Source organism: Patescibacteria group bacterium, from assembly GCA_018900835.1.
In the GTDB taxonomy this organism is placed as follows: Bacteria; Patescibacteriota; Minisyncoccia; order Minisyncoccales; family PEYH01; genus PEYH01.
In genome coordinates this window covers 44086-62875 of record JAHIFQ010000014.1, presented here as the reverse complement: position 1 = coordinate 62875, position 18790 = coordinate 44086, and the positions used below count along the sequence as shown (strand labels likewise).

Genomic DNA, 18790 nt, shown 5'->3' with positions numbered 1-18790 from the left:
GTCAATCCCTGAACACTCATAAAATATCCAGTATCGTTGAAATCACCCAATCCTGATGTACCACTAGCTTGAGAAGCTTGCGCGTGCATAAAGCTGACTGGTGTTCCGCTTGTTCTGCTGGCTTCCTGAAGAACTAACTCAAGTTCCAAAGGAGCATAATTTCCACCTGCTAATGCTTTTGCTGGCATTCTCATTTCAGCTACAATAGCGCTACCCAAACCAGTAACTGAGCCTGCGGTACCAAAATCTGTATAACCTTTCAAAGCGTTAGCCCATCCACCCAAAACAACTTCAGTTGCCATTACAAATTCTGCTCTTCCGCCGACACCACCGACACCAGTCATAGTGCTTATCATGTGAATGGGTCGTACACTATTACTTCCATCTGTTGAACCACTAGTTACATTAATATCAATTACATGGTCATCATACACTGCTAATGTCATATTAGATGCTGAGGTTCCTAATTGAATAGCAGTCGTAGTATATCCTCCTGTGAAAGTAAGTCCTGTGGCTGCGGTTCCAATCGTGACCCCGCCATTGGCAGTCAATGCGCCAGTCAAAGTGCTTATGCCGGTTACCGCTAATGTAGAGCTTAAGGTTGTCGCACCTGTTGCTCCAAGCGTGCCTCCGACAGAAACATTATCGCCGACAGTGGTGGTGGCATTTACAACCGCGCCTACCATCAATGTCGCGAGTAAAACAGTCAATCCTGTTTTAAGAATAGAATATTTTTTACTCATTGTAATTCTAAATTAATTATTAATTGTTTTTTTGCTCGTCTTATTAACCGTGCACCAGTGAATAAGGCGAACGAATTTAAGACGACCTTTTCCCCCACCAATTCTATGCTACGCTTCGCGCAAATTCTAACGAAGTTAGGCATAGAATTGGTGGGGGATTTTACCCCCCTCCTATATCCTTGCTACGCTTCGCGCAAATTCTAACGAAGTTAGGCATAGGATTGGTGGGGGATTTCATCCCCTACGAAATAAGGAGAAATCCCGACCTTTATTCTTTTTACTTCTTAAGACCTTCTTTGATTCTGTTCTTCAACTGTGAATAAGCGCGTTTATGAACCTTGAGCGCTTGTTCTCTATTTTGAGCATCCTCCATAGAATTATATGCTTCATAATATACCAAAGAAAATGGTCCTTTGTTTTTGGTATATTTGCCTCCCCTTCCTATATTGTGCTCTTGCAATCTTCTTCTAAGGTTATTCGTATACCCGACATAAACGCTATGCCCATCTTTTCGACTCTTTAAAAAATAAACATAATACATCACATCTAAGCTACTTGGCTTAGTTTCTTGAGAATCTCTTCGTGGTCACTGCGCAAATCAAACAACCCTTGAAGCATCTTTTTATTATCTTGACGCATTTCTTGATGCTCTTTTGTGTTTTCATCAAAACCTCTTTTTATCATTCCAGCCAAATCTTCCAAAGTAACATTTTGTTTAACATTATCAGCCATTCTTTTTAAAGTAGTTTAATTATAAGAACCTTCGTCGCTTCGCTCCTCAGAACCTTGAAATTAAACTTTTATTTATAAATCTCAAAGTAGTTTAATTATATCACTCTTTAAAAAAATAAATACAAGTCAAGAGGTGTGGAAAACTTTTCGCAACTATTTTTTATTTTGTGAGGGCTTCTATTCTTGCTTTCACATCCTGATATTCGGGTACAAGCTGCAAGATAATAGAATATGCCTGCAAAGCAAGATTCTGGTCTCCCTTGAATTCATAAAATTGTCCCAACGAGTAAAACGCCGGCACAAGATTTCTTTTAAGTTCAATTGCTTTCAATAAATATTCTTCTGTTTGCGAAAATAACAACTCTTGCGCTTCTTTTAGTTTATCAATCTGCGTTTGGTCTTTTTCTTCCGCATTTTCCAGTTCTTTTATCTGCGCTGAATTTGTTTTTGCTGACACAAGATACATATTCCCCAAAACAAATGGGAATTGCGGGTCCCGAGGAGCTAACTCATACGCTTTTTGGAAACTCGCAAACGCTAATTGCCCTGCGCCCTGCACTCCAAACCCTTCAAGTGACTGATAAAAACTCCCCTGCTGGAGCCAGTTTTCACTGTTTTTCGGGTTAATGCGCACTGCCTCTGCTAATATGCTCTCTCCGTTTGAAATATATTGCTGAAAAAGCTTTTGTTTGTCCTCTTGGCTCAATTCTTGATTGCCGACTAATTCGTCAAGCTGAAGCGCAAATGCCTGGGACAGATTTCTCAAATAATCATCTTTGTTTTGGTCTAAATTGGAAGCAGAAACAATCGCCTTAATTCCATTTTCTAAATTCGGCTCTTCTGAATTGATAAAATTAACCCCGTCAGCAAAAATTACAGCGCCCGCATATCTCTGGCTTACCTTATATACCCCAATGCCCGCGCCAGCCATAACCACTACTGCTAACATCATAATTCCAAACGCTTTTTGAGGCGATTGGGTGAATAAAATCTCTTTAACATTCCCTTTCTTTTCAAGCCCAACAAACAAACCAAGCATTAAAAAAGCCAGAAATAGCAATGTAATGTTGGCTGGATAGAAAAACCAAGTAAAAAACAAATATAGGCAGGCAGTGAAAATAACAGAAGATAATTTTGCCTCCACAGAATCATCATTTTTTGTCTTAAATAACGGCCTAATCCCCTGCCATAAAGCCGTTACTATCAATAACAGGACTGACAAAACTCCCAAAATACCGACTGTGGATAACATAGTTGTTAAAACAGAAAAGCCCTGATTAAACCGTGTCTGCCAGAAAGCCCCAAGATTTATTGCTAATGGCTTAAAAAGGTCAAATTGATAAGGAAACGAAGCTGGTCCCGAACCGATAATCAAATTTTTCACAGAGATTTTCATTGTATCAGTTCCTATTTGAACAGTTGATTTGAAAGTAAGCCCTATTTCCGGAGAATAGCTGAAAATCTTGTCAGTAGGAATCCTTACAAAAACGAATATCAAGGAAATAGCCAGAATCAAAAGTGGCAAAATAAATTGCCTTATTTCCTTCTGGGTTAAAATTGGGCCCATATTCTTGCTCATCTGGGCAAGGACAAAAATAATGCCCAAGATAACACCAAGCCATATCAGCCAATAATTGATTAAAACAATGGATGCGAAAAATATGACTCCTGTGATAGCGGACAATCCGAAGATGATTTTTGATTTTATGTCCGCCTTCTCTTTGACCGCAATCACTTTATTCCCAAACAAAGACATTAATAATACAAATGCGCAACCAATGAATATACCTAACGCTTCTGTGCTTCCAATAGTGTTGAAAATAAAATTCTTGGTAAGGAATAATGGAAAGATTGCTTTTCTTATCACTGCTTGGAGCAGGAAAATAATGCTCAAAACAAATGCGCTTGCCAAAAATCCGAAAACGAATTTTCGGGCTGGGAGTTTGGATTCTTTTGAATCTTTTGAGCCCCTCTTTTCAATGGCTTCTCTTTTGCTAAATAAATTAGCTGACAGGAAATAAACTAAACCGCATAGCAGTATGTTCAGGAAAGTATCGGGCGTGTCTGCGACTGCGAAACTCTGGCTTCTGGAAATGGAAAATATAGTGGATATGCCAATCACAACCAAAAACAGAATCATTGCTTTGCTAATTTTCCCAAAATCCAAAGTAAATTTTCCAAAGCTTATCACTTTCACTGCCCAGAAAATAAACAAAAAGAAAACAGCTATTGATAAGAACAGCTGCTTATTCAGAAAAAGCGGTGAAGCAGTGAAAGGAAGGAAAAACAAAGGCAAAAGAAAAACCAATGACAGCGCAAGAGAATTAATCTTAAAATTGAGCAGATTTTGAAAACTGAAAAAATTCTTTTTAAACATATTTTTAATTACTAATTAATTACTTGCCCGCCTCGGGCGGGTCGTCTGAATATTTTAGCATAAAAAAATAAAACACAAAAGTTAATAACTTTCCAAAACCTTTTAACAATGTTTGGAGGACAATGTTTGGAGGTTCAACCTCCAAACATTGTTGGGGGCGGCCCCCAACAAACATACCCCAACACAATACCGAGAAACCAAACCCCCCACCATAAGATATGGTGGGGGGTTGGAAACTTAACTAATCCTACAAGGAAAAGATTAGTAAGTTAGTGAATACTTTCCGTAAACTGGGAATTCGCTGTCAGAAATACTCGCTGGACTGGAAGCCGTTGGCGCGGTTCCTGGTCCTGAGCTGGCATAATACCAATCAAGTCCAGAAGCCATTTGGCCTTTGGTCCCGTCAATCTTAGCTCTCAAACTCTTGCCAACATCAGTGTTCGCCCAAGCAGCGCTAGCTGCAGTAGTAACCTTTACAGTAAAGGTCTTGGTCTGGCCAGAAGCAATTTCTTCAGGAGTGGTCAAATCGCAGGTATAAGTAGCAGCAACGCCACCACTAAGGTCTCCACCCTGATAAATTCTTTCTCCGCCTTCCCAAATCTCAATAGCATTTGCGGCTGTATCAATCTTGGCAATAGCAGAGCCCTCAAGATACACAGCTAAGCTTTCAACAAACAATGCTCCGCCTACTGCTGTAATATCGTAGATGGCAATGGTTTGCATTCCGCCAGAAATACCAGTGGTGTAAGTGGTGTCAGACGCAGTCAATATCGGTTCAACATCATGCATTGTCATGTTGTTTGAAGCGATAACTCCTGGTGTGACTCTTACAATCCTATCACTTGCAGCAGCAGTGGCAACACTGGTTACTAAGCTTGCCATTGTTTCTCCTGCGTCAATGCCAGTTGTAACTACAGCCCACGCGCTCGTACCGCCTGAATCGTAGTGATATACAACATCACCAACACCATATTGATAGGTTGATTGAGCGCTGTACACTTCCTGCGAAACATCAGCATCAAGTGCAAAAATTCTATCAGCGTCGGCTATGGTAATAGTGGTGTCATTGACCTTGATTGTCGCAGCATCAGCAACATAAGCAGTTGTTACTACTCCAAATGTTGAAGTCCCGCCTGCATCATAGTAGTAGACCAAGCTTCCCAGGGCGTGAGCTACATCAAAACTAGTAGCAGTTCCAGCAGAAGCTAATTCTCCAGTGCCTGGAATTTCAACATAATTGTCTGCAGCTAGACCAGTAATTGCAGTAGCGCCATTGATGGCTACTGTATTAGCTGTATCATTCACTGCTGTAACAATACCAGTAGCATTAGCTGGAGTAGCGTCATAATAGACAACTAAATCACCAATCGCTAAATTGGATAAATCGGTTCCATCAGTGGTAGCTGCTTGGGAGAAGCTGCCGAATTTGCTTACTTCGCCAGTAGCGAAGGCAGCAACTGCGCCGTCCAAAGTCAAACCAGTGGTAAGAACCGTTCCCTCATTAGCTGCGGTGGTTACCATCTTCAAAGCTCCGCCATGAACAACCAGGTCGCCCACTGCGTAGTGGCCAACGCTGGAAGCAGATGTCGGCTCGGTGGTAATCGCTCCGCAATAACCTGTATCGTGACTTGCCATAATGGCAGAATTCGACCAAGCGCCCAATGCTTCAACAGAAGCGAATTTGGCTCTTGTCTTATCACCTGAACCCATTGTAAGGGCATCAGAAGTATCAATCCATAAACTGTAGCTTTCTGAACCATAATAAGGAATGGTTTCAGATAACCCAGAGAATGTGATTACTCCTGAAACAGCTGATTTTCCAGAACCAATAGTAGCGCTTCCGTGCTTTAAGGTGTAATTGGAGAAGTTTCTGTCTTGGGTAGCTCCATTCTCAACAGTGAATCTGAAGGTATCAATGGTAATCGGTTCATATAATGTGCCGAATGTCATATCTAATACCTTTACTCCTGTTTCGCTGGCGTGTAAAACAGCAGCATTTGGATTTGAGCCGTTCTTAGCGGTCAAAATTCCAGCTGTTTGAACAGTCATTGTCTGTCCAGTAGAATCTGCTGCGTTTGTCACTGCTTCCCCAGATACTGCGCCTGTGCCTGAAATGTCAGAAGCGTCAAAATCGGCAATATATGTGCCGGTCGCTGTACTCTGGTCAAAATTAGCGCAGACAATAACTACTTGGGAGTCAGAAGCAGGGATAGTAAAGACCCCGCCTGTTGAGAAACTGTCATTGGCGCCTGCAACTGAAGAATCAACTGAACCGATTAAGGTTGAGCTGGTTTCACTGCAGGTTCCGGCTCCTTTTTGCATCCAGAGTTCGTTAACACCAGTTGTGCTTGAAAGGTCAATATTAAAGGTGGAAATATACACACCTTCGCTTGACCCGGTTTGAAGAACAAATTGTCCAACCTGCTTTGCAGCACCGGCAATTATGCTCTTATTACCCCAGCTGGCATCCTTAACAACTGTTAAGCTTCCTGCCGCGCCTGTCAAAGTGTTGGCATTCAATGCTGTCGCTTGATAGGTCTGGAAATCTCCAGTAGTCAATCGTTTTACATAAACATTCTTAATAGCAAATCTGAAGGAATCAGCGCTTGAAAGGTCGCTCCTCAAATTACCGACAATGCTGATTGTCTCTGTTGTTCCAGAAGGAATGGTGAAATAGCTGGACAGAGTATAAGCAGTAGCAGTGGTAGAAGGAGCATCATTGGCAACAGTCAAAGCATAATGGCTGGCGCCGTCAGAGGTCTTTAAATTAACAGTTCCTGTAAAGATATCATCTGACTCATTGGCAGTTGTAAGGCTGTCTCCATTATCAGGAGCGGTTCTGGCCACTAAATAGAATTCAAGCCGCCTCACTTCAATGTTCTCGCCTTTTGCCTTAAGGTCAAACTTAGCAAATACAACTTCATTTCCACCTGCTGGCACTGTTCCGGTTGGAGAAGTGTTTGACAGGACTACTGTCAAAGAGCCGGCGGTAGCGGTTATATGGTTATAACCACCGCTGCCAGAGGCAATATCTCCAATTGGGAAGGCAGTATCAACAGTGTTCCCTGTTGCAGTTGCCAAAATTCTTGTTCCAGTGTCCTTGCCAAGAACAACTACATCATAGTCGTTCAAAATAACGGCTTGGGTGGTTCTGGATGCTCCGTCAACAAGGTCAACATATAATGAGAGCGTCTTAGAAGAGCCATTAGGAATCAAATATCCCGGACTGCTGGTTAAATCAAAGATGACATATTTGTCATTGCTTTGCGCAACAGTTGCCAAGGTATTGCCACTGGCATCTTTTAATATCCAATTGGCAATGTCCCCATCAGCTGCGCTGCCGTTATTATAAACGGACAACTCTTCAAGATAAGCGTCCTCATTAGATGTGGTCTCTGTGAACTTGAACCTAGTCAGAAGTTGGTCCTTGTTGCCAATATCAACTGAAGCGGTAGTTGTTCTCAAACTTACCACATCAACATCAATAGCGCCCAATACGCTCGCTCCGGTAGCTAAGGAGAAAGTATTGCCAACTAATGACAACCCGCTCGGGTCGCCAGAAATAGCAGTAACCTTTGCTCCGAATGTTCCGGAAGTGGCGGTTGAACCAAGATGGGTCAAAATAGAAATCTTCTGCGTGGTTCCTTTAGTAATAGTAATCGGCTTGCTGGTAAATGAAATAGCAGCCTTCTTACTGGAGAAGGTATAGACATTTCCATGTCTTAAACCATCCTTATCCTGAACCAAGACACCGCTTACCATACTGTCTATAGAAATACCAAATCTTTCAACAGTGATAGAAGTGATATTCCAATCAGTGCTACCTGCTGTCGCGTTAAACACCAACATAGTGTTGTATGCTGAACTTGACATTAAGGTGCTTGCAGCAGGATTGGTGCTTGCTAAAGCAACTGAATGGTCTCCAGCTACTACTGGAGGAGTTACGCCCTCGGCCAAAGTGTTGCAAACATCACTATACCAGAAAAATCCGGCTGCAACGCAGTCAGCTTCAATGGTATAATCGCTGGCAACTGGGACAACTGGAGGAGGGGTCACACTTGTAGATAACAAACTGTTCAGTTTCGCTCTGGTTGTCTCGCCAACATAACCAGTTCCTTTTGTTAATCCCCAAGAAGAAAGAATTGCAGAAGTATATTTCTCTTGGAAAGCAATAACAGAGGCCTTGGTGATTGAGCCGAAATAACCAGTGGCTCCAACAGTTGTTGGATAGGTCGGCGCTCCAATCTCTTCTTTCAATATAATCTGTAAGTACTTTACATCATTGCTCGTCATGCCATATTTTAAGGCATTCTGGAATGTAAAGCCATCGGGAATTCCTGTGTAAGCTGCAGGGGTTGTAGTGGTTGTGCCATCAATGGTAGCCAACTGCGCCTGGTATTGTAAAAGCTGTGCTTGTAAAGCCGCAATTTGGGCTTCAAGCTCGGCCATTGTCAAACCATAAACTGGCGCGATTGAACCGCCAAGCATCATAACAGCGCAAGTCACTGTAGATACTCCTGCAACGATTCTTTTAATACTCATTTTAAATTTTCTTTCCTTTTATTTCTCGCAATAGCCATTTTAGGTTATCAACGATTGTAAAAGGATTCATTTTTAGATTTAATTTTTTTGATTCGACCTTTGCCCTTACGCCCTATCGAGCGTCAGGGGATTACTTACTCCCTCAGACCAGCTTAGAATACAAATGCCGCTGGTGGCCCAAACAACGGCTTCTCGGATGTTAATTTATTTATTATTCGTAAGCATTAAAATCTTTTCCAATGCTGCGCTGAAATTTTCATTATTATAATCGGTTTTCGCTTGGCTGAACAGTTCTGCCTGCTTGTCGGTAAGTGTCAAATCCTCTGTCTTGTCTATAAGATTCTTCACAAGCTCTTTGGTGGTGTTCTGGATATTCTCTTCAAGCGCTTCTGCTGTTTTGCTGGAAAGAACACTTGCCTTGTCTTTTAATTCAGCAATTTCCTCGGCATTTTCTTCGTTCACGCCCAATGCCTCTACCTTCTTATTAATATCTGCGATTGATTTTACAATTTTATCTGTTTCTATAGGGTCTTTTGACGCTGACTGTATCCCGCTCACTGCCTTGTCCAACATATCTGCCACTTCTTTTATGTCCCCTGGCTTTGCCAAGCTATCAAGCTTTGTCTGTGCCAAGACCAAATAAGTGGCTGTGGTATTTTCTGTTGGAATAACTGTTATGTTGTTTCCATTTAATGTCTGCAGATAAAAATGCGCGGTTATGCCTGCTGCCACTATCATTACTATAAATGCAGGAATTGCGAGCGGGATAAGTCGGGCTGGCTGGAAAAAAAACAAAAAGCCACGGCTATGCGCGGTTTCTTCTGAATGAAAGCTGTTTAAAACAAAGGACTTGGTATTCTCAACCCATTCCTTCTCTGGGCTAACTGCTCTTAATGCCTTTAATTGTGCGATAATCTGTTTGTTTTCCATACTTTTCTATTTGTTTTCTATTTTCTTATCAAAGTATAATGATTATCTTTTTCGCTTTTCTTGTTTTGTGTTTTAGCTTTTAGCTTTTGGCTTTTGTGTTTTAGCTTTTGTGTTTTGGCTTTTGTGTTTTGTGTTTTGGATTTCTGAACGATATATATCGGATATCGTTTTTTCAGTATCGGTCTGCAATTTCAGATTTTGACTCTCTATTATAGAGTAGACGAACAAACACCCCAATTGTTACAGTAAAATTAATTAAAATTGTCTTTTCTTTCACATTTTTCGCTTTTCGCTTTACGCTTTACGCTTTCTCCCTTATATTTTTGTTTTTTCTTTTACATTTTTCGCTTTACATTTTACGCTTTTACCCTGTGGATAACTTTCCCCTAAAAATTACCCGCCCAGGGCGGGTTGTGAGAATCCTCAATGCTAGCGTGGCTTCCGGGGTTTTACGAAAATTACGAGGCCCGGCCTCGTAATTTTCTAAAACACTAAACAAACGGTTTGAAAACTTCAAAATTGGAGCTTTGTTGTAAATTGTAAATTGAAAACTTGAAACTTGGAAATTGAAACTTGGAAATTGGAAATTGAAAATTTTACTGAACTCTTTCTTTTAGCTGTTCCATTGCCCTATGAATCAATACTCTTGTCGCTCCATTGGATTTTCCAAGTATTTTAGCGATTTCATTAATAGACAATCCATCCACATACCGCCAAATAACGACATTTTGATAATCCTCTTTAAGCGCGTTGAGCCCTTGTTTTACGATTTCCATGGTAGCATCATGGCTTTCCTGCGCTTCTATTGGAATGGCTATATCCTCTATCTCTCTAACATCTTCAATTGATATTGTCCTATCTTCTTTATTGGTCCTGTAAAAATCAATGACTATATGCCGGGCAGTGGTATAAAGATATGCCCTTGGATTTTTGATTTTATTTTGCTGTTGAAAACTCTTCCATGTTTTTAAAAACACTTCAGAAGTCAAATCCTCGGCAATTTCCTGAGAATTGACTTTAATAGAAATGAAACGATAGATGCTCCCTACATAGCTATCGTATATCTTGCTAAATTTTTTCTGCTTTTTATCCATTATCATTTAAACAATAATGCCCGGATAATTTTCTGGACATGTGGATAACTTGTGGACACATTGTGGACAACTATATTTTATGTCCGACATCTGTCCGCAATCCAATTTCATTTTAAAACATATAAAACATCATCTCTGCCCTCCCTGATTCTGTCTATTGCCCCCTTATCAACCAATGAACTCAAGTCCCGACGCAATGTTCTGGAACTTAAGGAAGAAAACATACTCTTGATTTCTGACAAAGAAAGCTGATTCTTAGTTTTAATCAATTCTAAAACCTGTTTTTGCCTTACAGAAGGATTAGACGAAGCCCTGCTAACATTTCTGTTTTCCTGTTTCTTATCCACCTGTTTATCCACTCTCTTATCCACAGTTACCTGTGGATAACTCGTTTTCTCAATTATTTTTACTTCTTTTCTTGCTATTTTCACAGGATTTTCAGGCAAACTCCTTATAAAATCCAATATTTTGCTATATTCTCGCCTTAAAACCAAAAAATTCTTGCTATCAATCCAGTTCTGCTTTTCAGCTATGGAAAAATAGGCAAAAAGCACCTCAATTCCTTTGCTGATATTTTTTTTGTTGCCCGGATTCATCCGCAGACAGATAAAATCAGCTAAAACATTATTAGCTTTTTGCCTGATTTGAGCTATTAAGGGCTCATTTTCAGGAAAAATCCCAGTCACCTGATACACAGCAACTGTTAATCTTATAGTGTCCTCCTTGTAGAACATAGTTAAAAAATAAAAGGTATTCAATAAGTTCAGAAATCAGCGTCCCAAACCAATTCTGTAAAATTCTTCAGGTTTTCAAGCTCACTTGCGCTCAATCCCAATGATTTATTCACTGCCTCTGCTATTAAATCCTCTGAAATTGCAATACTTTCCCCTATTTTAATCTCTTTCTCGCCAATGCGATTCTGAATATAGTCCTCGCAAAATATCTTTTGCTCTGCGTTAAGATTGACCGAACTTCCATCCAAATATTCTCTTAAAGCCCTTCGTGCAAGATGTGTAATCCCATCTCCGCTTTTGGCAACCTCTTCATATTTCTTTCCTGCGGAAATAATAAGAGGGATATCGTTGCCACTATCTATATTACTGATTTCTTCCGCGCCATTATCAATGATGCCTATGGAAAACGCATCCTCTTTCTCATCTGCTTGCTCGCTCTCATTAAAGACAAGATTATCTGTGCCTATGCTGGAAAACATATTTATCTTATATTCTGCGAGCTTTCCCGAGAATCTAAGAAAAACAAAAGTAGAAGCCACTGCCAACACAAACACTACTACTAAGACCATTGTAAAAACTCCTCTCCTTTGTTGAAACATAGCAAGCTCCATATTTTTATGTTAAATTATCTTTCTTTACTTTACTCAATTTTAAGTTTTTGTAAAGACCTTTTGGATTTTGAGGCAATGGACAATGCGGACAGAGAAATTTTTTAACTAAAAGAAAACGCCTTCCGAGGTCCGAGGACCACAGAAGGCGTTGGCATCAAGATGCCAAGACAGATTTGTAATAGGTCACAATCCGTCAAGATATTCAACGCAGACTCCTTCTTTCTCCGCTTCTCTTGTCAGCGTCTCGTCCAGCTTTCCGTTTTGAGTGCTGACTACTAATGGCTTTCCTTCTTTAGTCACCACTACAGATTTTGTAACGAGCTGTTTAGGGCGCTCGACCCCATCGAGCCAGGAAATAGTTGGGTATGGTTGCCAGACATTATCGCCAACTCTTACCTCGATCGACTTGAGTACTCTCAATTCCTTGGGGCGATGGTAAACCTGTGCAGGATATACGCAATCGCAAGCAAGATCAATAGTATCCTTCATATCGAACCGAAGAGAAACTCTCTCGCTTGGCCTACCCCTCATAGTATCATTCGCTAAAAAAACTCTCTTTCCTAACATCTTTCCTCCTTTTGGTACAATGAAATTTTTGAAAATCTTATTGTAATTGTCATATTACTCACATATCATCCAAAGTCAACAATTTTATAAAAACAATCTTGCCGAGAAATGATCTCGGCAGAACTGGAGCAAATTTTATCTTAATTAAAACGATCGAAAGAATTACGAAAAAATTAGAAAGAATTACGAAAAAATGACGAAAAAATGGCTGTGGATAACTTTTCCCCAAAAATTACCCGCCCAGGGCGGGTTGTGAGAATCCTCAATACTGGTATGGCTTCCGCCATTTCACGAAAATTACGAGGCCCGGCCTCGTTACAGATAAAAATTACCCGCCCCGGGCGGGTTACAGTTCTTTATTACATTGCTTCAATCTTTCTTGCGCAATACTTAAGGCAACTTTTCGAGGATTATGTTTATATTTTAAACAACTTTCACATACGCTTTGAGTAATATTAGTTATCTTTTCTCTTACAGATTCAAACATTTCTTCTATGCTATGGCCAGCATGTTCTGAATAAGAGGAAATAACTCCTCCTGCATTAGCAACAAAATCTGGAACCACCAATATTCCTCTTTGTCCTAACTCTTCTTCTATTTCTTCAGTCATAGGAATATTAGCCCCTTCTATTATCATTTTAGTTCTTATATCATCCTTATTTCCTTTATGAATCACATCTGTCACTGATGCTGGGATCATAATGTCTACTGGAATTTTCCAAAATTTCTCATGCGATAATCTTTCTGCTTTTCCAGCATAATCAATCAGTCCTTGTTTTTTATCTATAATTTCATTTATTAGATTATGCTCAAAACCATCTTGTGAATAAAGCACAGTATCTTTGTCTGCTATGGCTATAATCTTGGCTCCCATTTCTGTCAAAAACTTATATACAAAAGTACCAACATTTCCAAAACCATGGATAGAAACAGTAGCTCCTTTAATATCAATACCCAAGATGCTTGCCGCAACCTTAGTTGCTTGAGCTACGCCAAAGCCAGTACTTCCAACTTCGTGAGGAATGCCGCAACCTACACCCTCGCAACAAGTGATTGGCTTACCAGTTGCTGACTTAAATATTCCAGTGGCTTCAATAAACCATTTCATTTCCTTTTCTCCAGTATTCACATCTGGTCCTGCAATATATAGATTCGGAATAAACATTTTAATCTTTTTCGCAAAACTCTCTATAAATTGTTTTTTTAATTCATCAGGACCGCCATTCCATTTGATACCAGCTTTTGCGCCGCCAAAAGGTATTCCAGCTAAAGCATTTTTCCAAGTCATTACTCTGGCCAATCTAGCAACCTCCTCTAATGTAACTTCTGGCGTCATCCTTATTCCACCCTTCCCAGGTCCTAATAAAGTATTATCAATAACTAAATAACCCTCCATCCCGATATTGGAATCTGTAACTGTGATGACATATTCTGGTTTAAGATTATCTGTATTCATAGTAAATATTATTCTAACAAAGATAATATAAAAAAGCGAATATTGTATGAGGCAAAGATGCTGACCCAAAAAATTACAATGTCAAAAATTCCAAAATTAAAAATTACAAGTCCAAAAATTTTAAAACTCGCCATCTACCCCTGTGGATAACTTTCCCCCAAAAATTACCCGCCCAGGGCGGGTTGTGAGAATCCTCAATACTGGTATGGCTTCCGCCATTTCACGAAAATTACGAGGCCCGGCCTCGTAATTTGTTTTTAGTCGATTGTTTAATTTGGTCGTTTAATTCGGTTCAAAATCGCCAGAACCCAAAAATACTGTTCCATCCTCTCCGTCGTAATACGCATTTGTTGAATTCTTTCCTCCAAGCGCCTCAATAATTCCAGTAAAACCACCTATATTTCCATAAATCGCAATTCTTCCTCCTCCGCCTCCACCACCGATTGAAGACGCTGACCCTCCATTCGCAGACACAGTACCCACACCATTAACAACGCTGGCAGAAAGATAAATAGTTCCTCCGCTTCCAGCTCCGCTCGCTGGATAGCTCGTAATATGCGGAAGACCATTATTACCGTTAGATGAAATCGCACCGTCAATAACAATTTCGCCTACGCTAATTATAATAATTTTCCCGCCGCCACTCTCTCCTTTTCTAACTTCGTTTCCATTTCCTCCGCCCGAACCAAAATCATCTGGCATTTCCTCAATCCCATATGGTTGTCCAAATCCGGATGATTCATAATTTCTGCCTCCCAATCCACCATAACTCCCACCATAAGCATTAATCCCAGCTCCAGGGCCTTCTTCAAAAACATAACCAAGGCCTGTGGATAAAATCGCAGAACCGCTATCTATTGTCAAAGAGTTGGTTTGAACAAAAACATTTGCCAAGATTTCACTCTCTACTAATGTGATTTCATTACCTTCAATAGTCACGATTTTTTGGTTTTCGCCAATAAGTTGAGATTGATTTAAATTAAACGCATTACTAATATTTATTGTTGCATTATCTATTGCTATTAAAACAGCGCTGTTTTGAACATCAAAATTCGCGCAACTCAACTGGTCAGGCAGATAAAAATTTGCGCCTCCACTAACAATTATATCGCCAAAAACATAACTATCATTACTCAAAGCTGTCACTCCCTCTCGTGCATTATTATCAATAACCAAATTTCCTATTTCTCCCTGACTCATAAAAACAGTTCCCGGACCTCCATTAAGAATATTATTAGCATCCTCTCCGCCGAATGCTTGAATATTCCCAGCAAAATTATTCGTATCATAATAGACCGCAATTCTTCCGCCTCCGCCAGCCCCGGAGCTACGCGAAGACCCGCCGCCATTTACCCTAACAATGCCTGTCCCTGATAAGACGCTTGTTGTTATATAAACAGAACCGCCACTTCCAGCGCCAGTGGAAGCATAACTTGTAACATGAGGGAGTCCGTCCTCTCCATTGGCCGAGATAAAACCATTATTCAACAACTCTCCTTGAACATCTAAAACAATAGCTCCTCCGCCTGCTCCTCCTGGCCGATACGGACTTAAGCGCGGAACTTCAGGATTGCCTAAAGCCCCAGACCCTGGTTCAATAGGAAATTCTAAATCTCCATAAATAAATAGTTTCGGATCACCTTCATTCCTTCCTCCAACTCCTCCATGGCTTGCTCCTGTCTGGCTTGCGATACTTACTCCAGGTCCTTGGTCTGAAGCATAGCCATTATTGTCGGCAAAAATGCCAGCGTCTTCATTAATATTAATATTGTCTGCTGTTATCTTAACTCCCTTAAACCCTTCCAATAAAATATCTGAACCAGCGAACAAGCCGAATCCTTGAATAATAACCAAGTCCTTGAATATATACTCTCCTGCAGGAAGAATTATATCACTTGAAATTTCTGTCACAGGGTCATACTCATCTATTATGCCATCGTTATCTAAATCAGAATAAGCAGATTGGTTCTGCTGTTTAGGAGTAGATTCCTGTTCTTCAAAATCATTATAATTATCATCAGTATCTATATATCGTAAATAACCATTTTCGTCTGGAGATAATTTCCGCGCCAAACTTTTATCGCTTGAGCTCGTTGCTGCCTGTGTTTCAAAAACAAGCGGTTCGCCCCAGCCAACAGCGTCAATTTTGCAATCTATTGCCATTTGAGTAGTGGTTGCCTGACTTGGGTCGCAAGAGAATAAAGCAACAGCGCCATTGTCGCTACTTAAATTGGTTTGATTCGGCTTCCAATCCGATTCTTCTTCTAAATAATCGCCCAATCCTATTAGAAAATATTCTTTTGCGCCAATCACAGGTGTGCTTGTCGGAAACTCTTTGTTTAAAAATGGATTATTCCAATCGCGGCCAGCGGAAAAATAACTGAAATAAAACCCAACAAGAGAAATCTCTTGCTCAAGCGGATTATAGATCTCAATAAATTCTTCAATACCAGCAGCTCTAACTTCAGAAATAACCAATCCTATAGCGGAAACTGAATCATCACCGCTTCCATCATCTTCATCATCTTCATCATCTCCATCGTCCTCTTCATCTTCATCATCTCCATCATCTCCATCGTCCTCTTCATCTTCATTATTTTCACCTTGGTTGTTAATAATAATTTCGCTATTTTCCGCCCTCGGCGTTCCCATAATCCCGTCGCTTCCTTGTCCGCTATAATCATGCCACAACAGGTCATCTCCTCTTTCCATTGTCTGTTTTGTGTCGTTATCTCCAGCAGACCAATCCGGGCTTGCCATTACCTCGTCAATTAAATCGCAATTACTGTTAAATAGACGCAAACTCTCGTTGCTATTAGCTAAAGCGCCAGTATAAATGACATCAGCGCTTACGCTCGGCACAACTTCATCGTCGCTTCGCTCCAAAAGATAAAATCCGTGGGCAGGGATGGCGTGATTCGCGCTGAATGTAATACGGATGTTCTCTGCTTTATCCAAAAGTTGCCAATTTTCTAAATTTATTGCAGAATCGGAAATATTTTTCAACTCAATCCATTCATTAATGTATCCTGCCTCACTTCCCATCCACGCAATCTCGTTAATGATAATCGGGGAATTGGCAGGGCTATCCAATCTATCCTGTGAACAAATAGGCCTATTAGAGCTGCCTCCGCCAGAAATATTCTGCTGTTGGTCAGAGTTTTCGGACTGACCATCCTCTTCTTCGCCATCACCATCGCCATCATCGCCATTGCCATTGCCACCTTGTCCTTGAATGGTGTAAATAAATTCCTCTCCCAAAGAATTGGCTGGTGAAGGCGATTCATTGAGCGAAAAATCTGCAGAATTATTATTAGTGTCAATGTAGTTAGAACGCTCTAAGCTATTATTGGTCTCAAGTCCTTTTTGTAATATTTTCCCCCGCTTTTCTACAGCGGACTGTGGCGGTGATTTTTCTGGACTTCCCCAGCTTACTTTATCCAAAATATTCCCCTCTTTGTCTGAAAGAATAATTCCACTCACACTCGTCAATTGACTACTGAACACTGCATCTCCCTGAATTTTCTCATTATTAATTATCAATTCCCCGCCTATCAGGAGAAAATATCCTTTTGCCGGAATAATATTCTTGGTCCAGGTAATCTTTTTCTTTGTCACATTGTCGCTTGAACTTACTAATTGAAGTTGAAAACTATCATCGCTTATATCAATTGGCGTATTATTCGGGTTATAAATTTCAATAAATTCGTTTTGAGAATTGTTGATGCCAGCGCAAACCTCATTTATCAAAATATTTTGTTTGGTTTGCTGGTTTTGCGCGGGATTAAGCTCTGTCGTGTCCGAAGATGTTCCCACTCCGGCCTGTAAAAGATTAATTTTCTCTCCCATTGCAGCCAATTGCGCTTGTAAAGATTCAATTTTTTCCAAAAGCGCTAATAAATCATCCTCTGTCATTGTGTCTTGAACCTGATTTTCTAAAGCATCAAGCTGAGCTTGCCCAAGAAGAGACCTGAAAGCGCGAAATTGTTCCAGTATATTGGCAATAAATTTACCTAATGCGCTGTCCGCGGACAAATCTATTGTCCCATCTTGATTCTTTTCTATATCAGGAACTCCTGTCAACGAAGCCCCAGAGAAAAGGTCGCCTATTCTTCCAAAAAATTCTTTGATTTGGTCTCCGAGCTTTTCAAAAAATCCTTTTTCGCGAAAATCAAAATACGGAACAGTGCGAGGAAACTCAAGTTCAATTTCGGGCTGATATTTCCAAGAATAATTATGAGTAATTTCGCTTTGCCAGTATCCAACGCGCGCTCTCTCCATTTCTCCGCGTATTGTTAAAATAAAAGGGGCAATTTTCTTGCCCTGCGCATATTCATTAGTATAATTCCAAGCGGTTCCCCATCCACCAGCAAAAGATCCAAAAGAGCCAGGCGCACTCATTTGTTCAGAAGAAAAAATCTTTATCACCATTTCCCCAGTATCATCGGTTTCTGGAGAATACAGAATAATATATTGAAATTGATGTTTTTCTTTTTTGTTTTGAAAATTATCATAGGAAAAATCCAGATTTCCTGTTGCTATTTTGATTTCTTTTTCTTTAAGCCATTGGCTCAAATAATTTACTGATTCTTTAATTGTTAGTTTCTCTAATTCGCTGATTAAATCACTAATACTAATATTTTTCGTCAAAAACATTTGCCCGATTTTAAACCCTAATTTTACAATTTCTATTCCAACATCCCTTGGTCCCTCAATTAATAAATAATCCCTCATGTGCCCCCTGACCGCTTGTCTTATAATAAGACTTATGGCCTCTTTCTCTGGTATCGCAACGCGGACAATAGAGTCCATCCATTCTTCAGTAAAGACCTGCGGCAAGGTATTCAATATGTCTCTTCTGTCTGTGTCGCTTAATTTAATATATGAATCTAATTCCTCTTGCGTCAATTCTTTATTATCAATCGCAAATATAGATAATGGTCTAAATAAAAAACTTCCTAATAATAAAATTAAAAAAATTAATGAGAAATATATTTTTTTCAT

12 protein-coding genes are annotated in these 18790 nt (G+C 40.1%); all 12 read right to left on the bottom strand.

All coding sequences use genetic code 11. The annotated features are described in order from the left end of the window. The coding region (locus tag KJ562_02615) for a hypothetical protein (protein ID MBU3964587.1) at positions 1-743 on the bottom strand (743 nt) is incomplete at its 3' end. 277 nt (positions 744-1020) lie between these two features. Next, positions 1021-1284 (bottom strand): GIY-YIG nuclease family protein, encoded by a 264-nt coding sequence (locus tag KJ562_02610; GenBank protein ID MBU3964586.1) that lies wholly within the window; start codon positions 1282-1284, stop codon positions 1021-1023. A gap of 5 nt (positions 1285-1289) precedes the next feature. Then, positions 1290-1475 carry a hypothetical protein gene (locus KJ562_02605; GenBank protein MBU3964585.1) on the bottom strand — a complete coding sequence of 62 codons (186 nt, stop codon included), beginning with the start codon at positions 1473-1475 and terminating at the stop codon, positions 1290-1292. A 160-nt stretch (positions 1476-1635) separates the two neighbouring features. Then, positions 1636-3852, bottom strand: a complete 2217-nt coding sequence (locus tag KJ562_02600; GenBank protein ID MBU3964584.1) for a hypothetical protein — start codon at positions 3850-3852, stop codon at positions 1636-1638. A gap of 261 nt (positions 3853-4113) precedes the next feature. Continuing rightward, positions 4114-8394 (bottom strand): peptidoglycan-binding protein, encoded by a 4281-nt coding sequence (locus KJ562_02595; GenBank protein ID MBU3964583.1) that lies wholly within the window; start codon positions 8392-8394, stop codon positions 4114-4116. 204 nt (positions 8395-8598) lie between these two features. After that, the gene (locus KJ562_02590) at positions 8599-9324 is read right to left on the bottom strand and encodes a hypothetical protein (GenBank protein MBU3964582.1); all 726 of its coding nucleotides are present in this window, start codon (positions 9322-9324) and stop codon (positions 8599-8601) included. Positions 9325-9920: 596 nt separating this feature from the next. Continuing rightward, positions 9921-10418, bottom strand: coding sequence for a sigma-70 family RNA polymerase sigma factor (locus KJ562_02585; protein MBU3964581.1), 498 nt, complete (start codon positions 10416-10418; stop codon positions 9921-9923). A gap of 107 nt (positions 10419-10525) precedes the next feature. Continuing rightward, positions 10526-11152, bottom strand: a complete 627-nt coding sequence (locus tag KJ562_02580) for a DeoR family transcriptional regulator (GenBank protein ID MBU3964580.1) — start codon at positions 11150-11152, stop codon at positions 10526-10528. A gap of 29 nt (positions 11153-11181) precedes the next feature. Beyond that, on the bottom strand, positions 11182-11763 hold the full coding sequence (locus KJ562_02575) for a hypothetical protein (GenBank protein MBU3964579.1): 582 nt from the start codon (positions 11761-11763) through the stop codon (positions 11182-11184). A gap of 183 nt (positions 11764-11946) precedes the next feature. After that, entirely contained in the window at positions 11947-12252 is a 306-nt protein-coding gene (locus tag KJ562_02570; GenBank protein ID MBU3964578.1) for a hypothetical protein, read from the bottom strand. Positions 12253-12676: 424 nt separating this feature from the next. Beyond that, complete coding sequence (locus tag KJ562_02565) at positions 12677-13786, bottom strand: Glu/Leu/Phe/Val dehydrogenase (GenBank protein MBU3964577.1); 1110 nt, start codon at positions 13784-13786, stop codon at positions 12677-12679. Between the two features lie 282 nt (positions 13787-14068). Further along, complete coding sequence (locus tag KJ562_02560) at positions 14069-18790, bottom strand: lamin tail domain-containing protein (GenBank protein ID MBU3964576.1); 4722 nt, start codon at positions 18788-18790, stop codon at positions 14069-14071.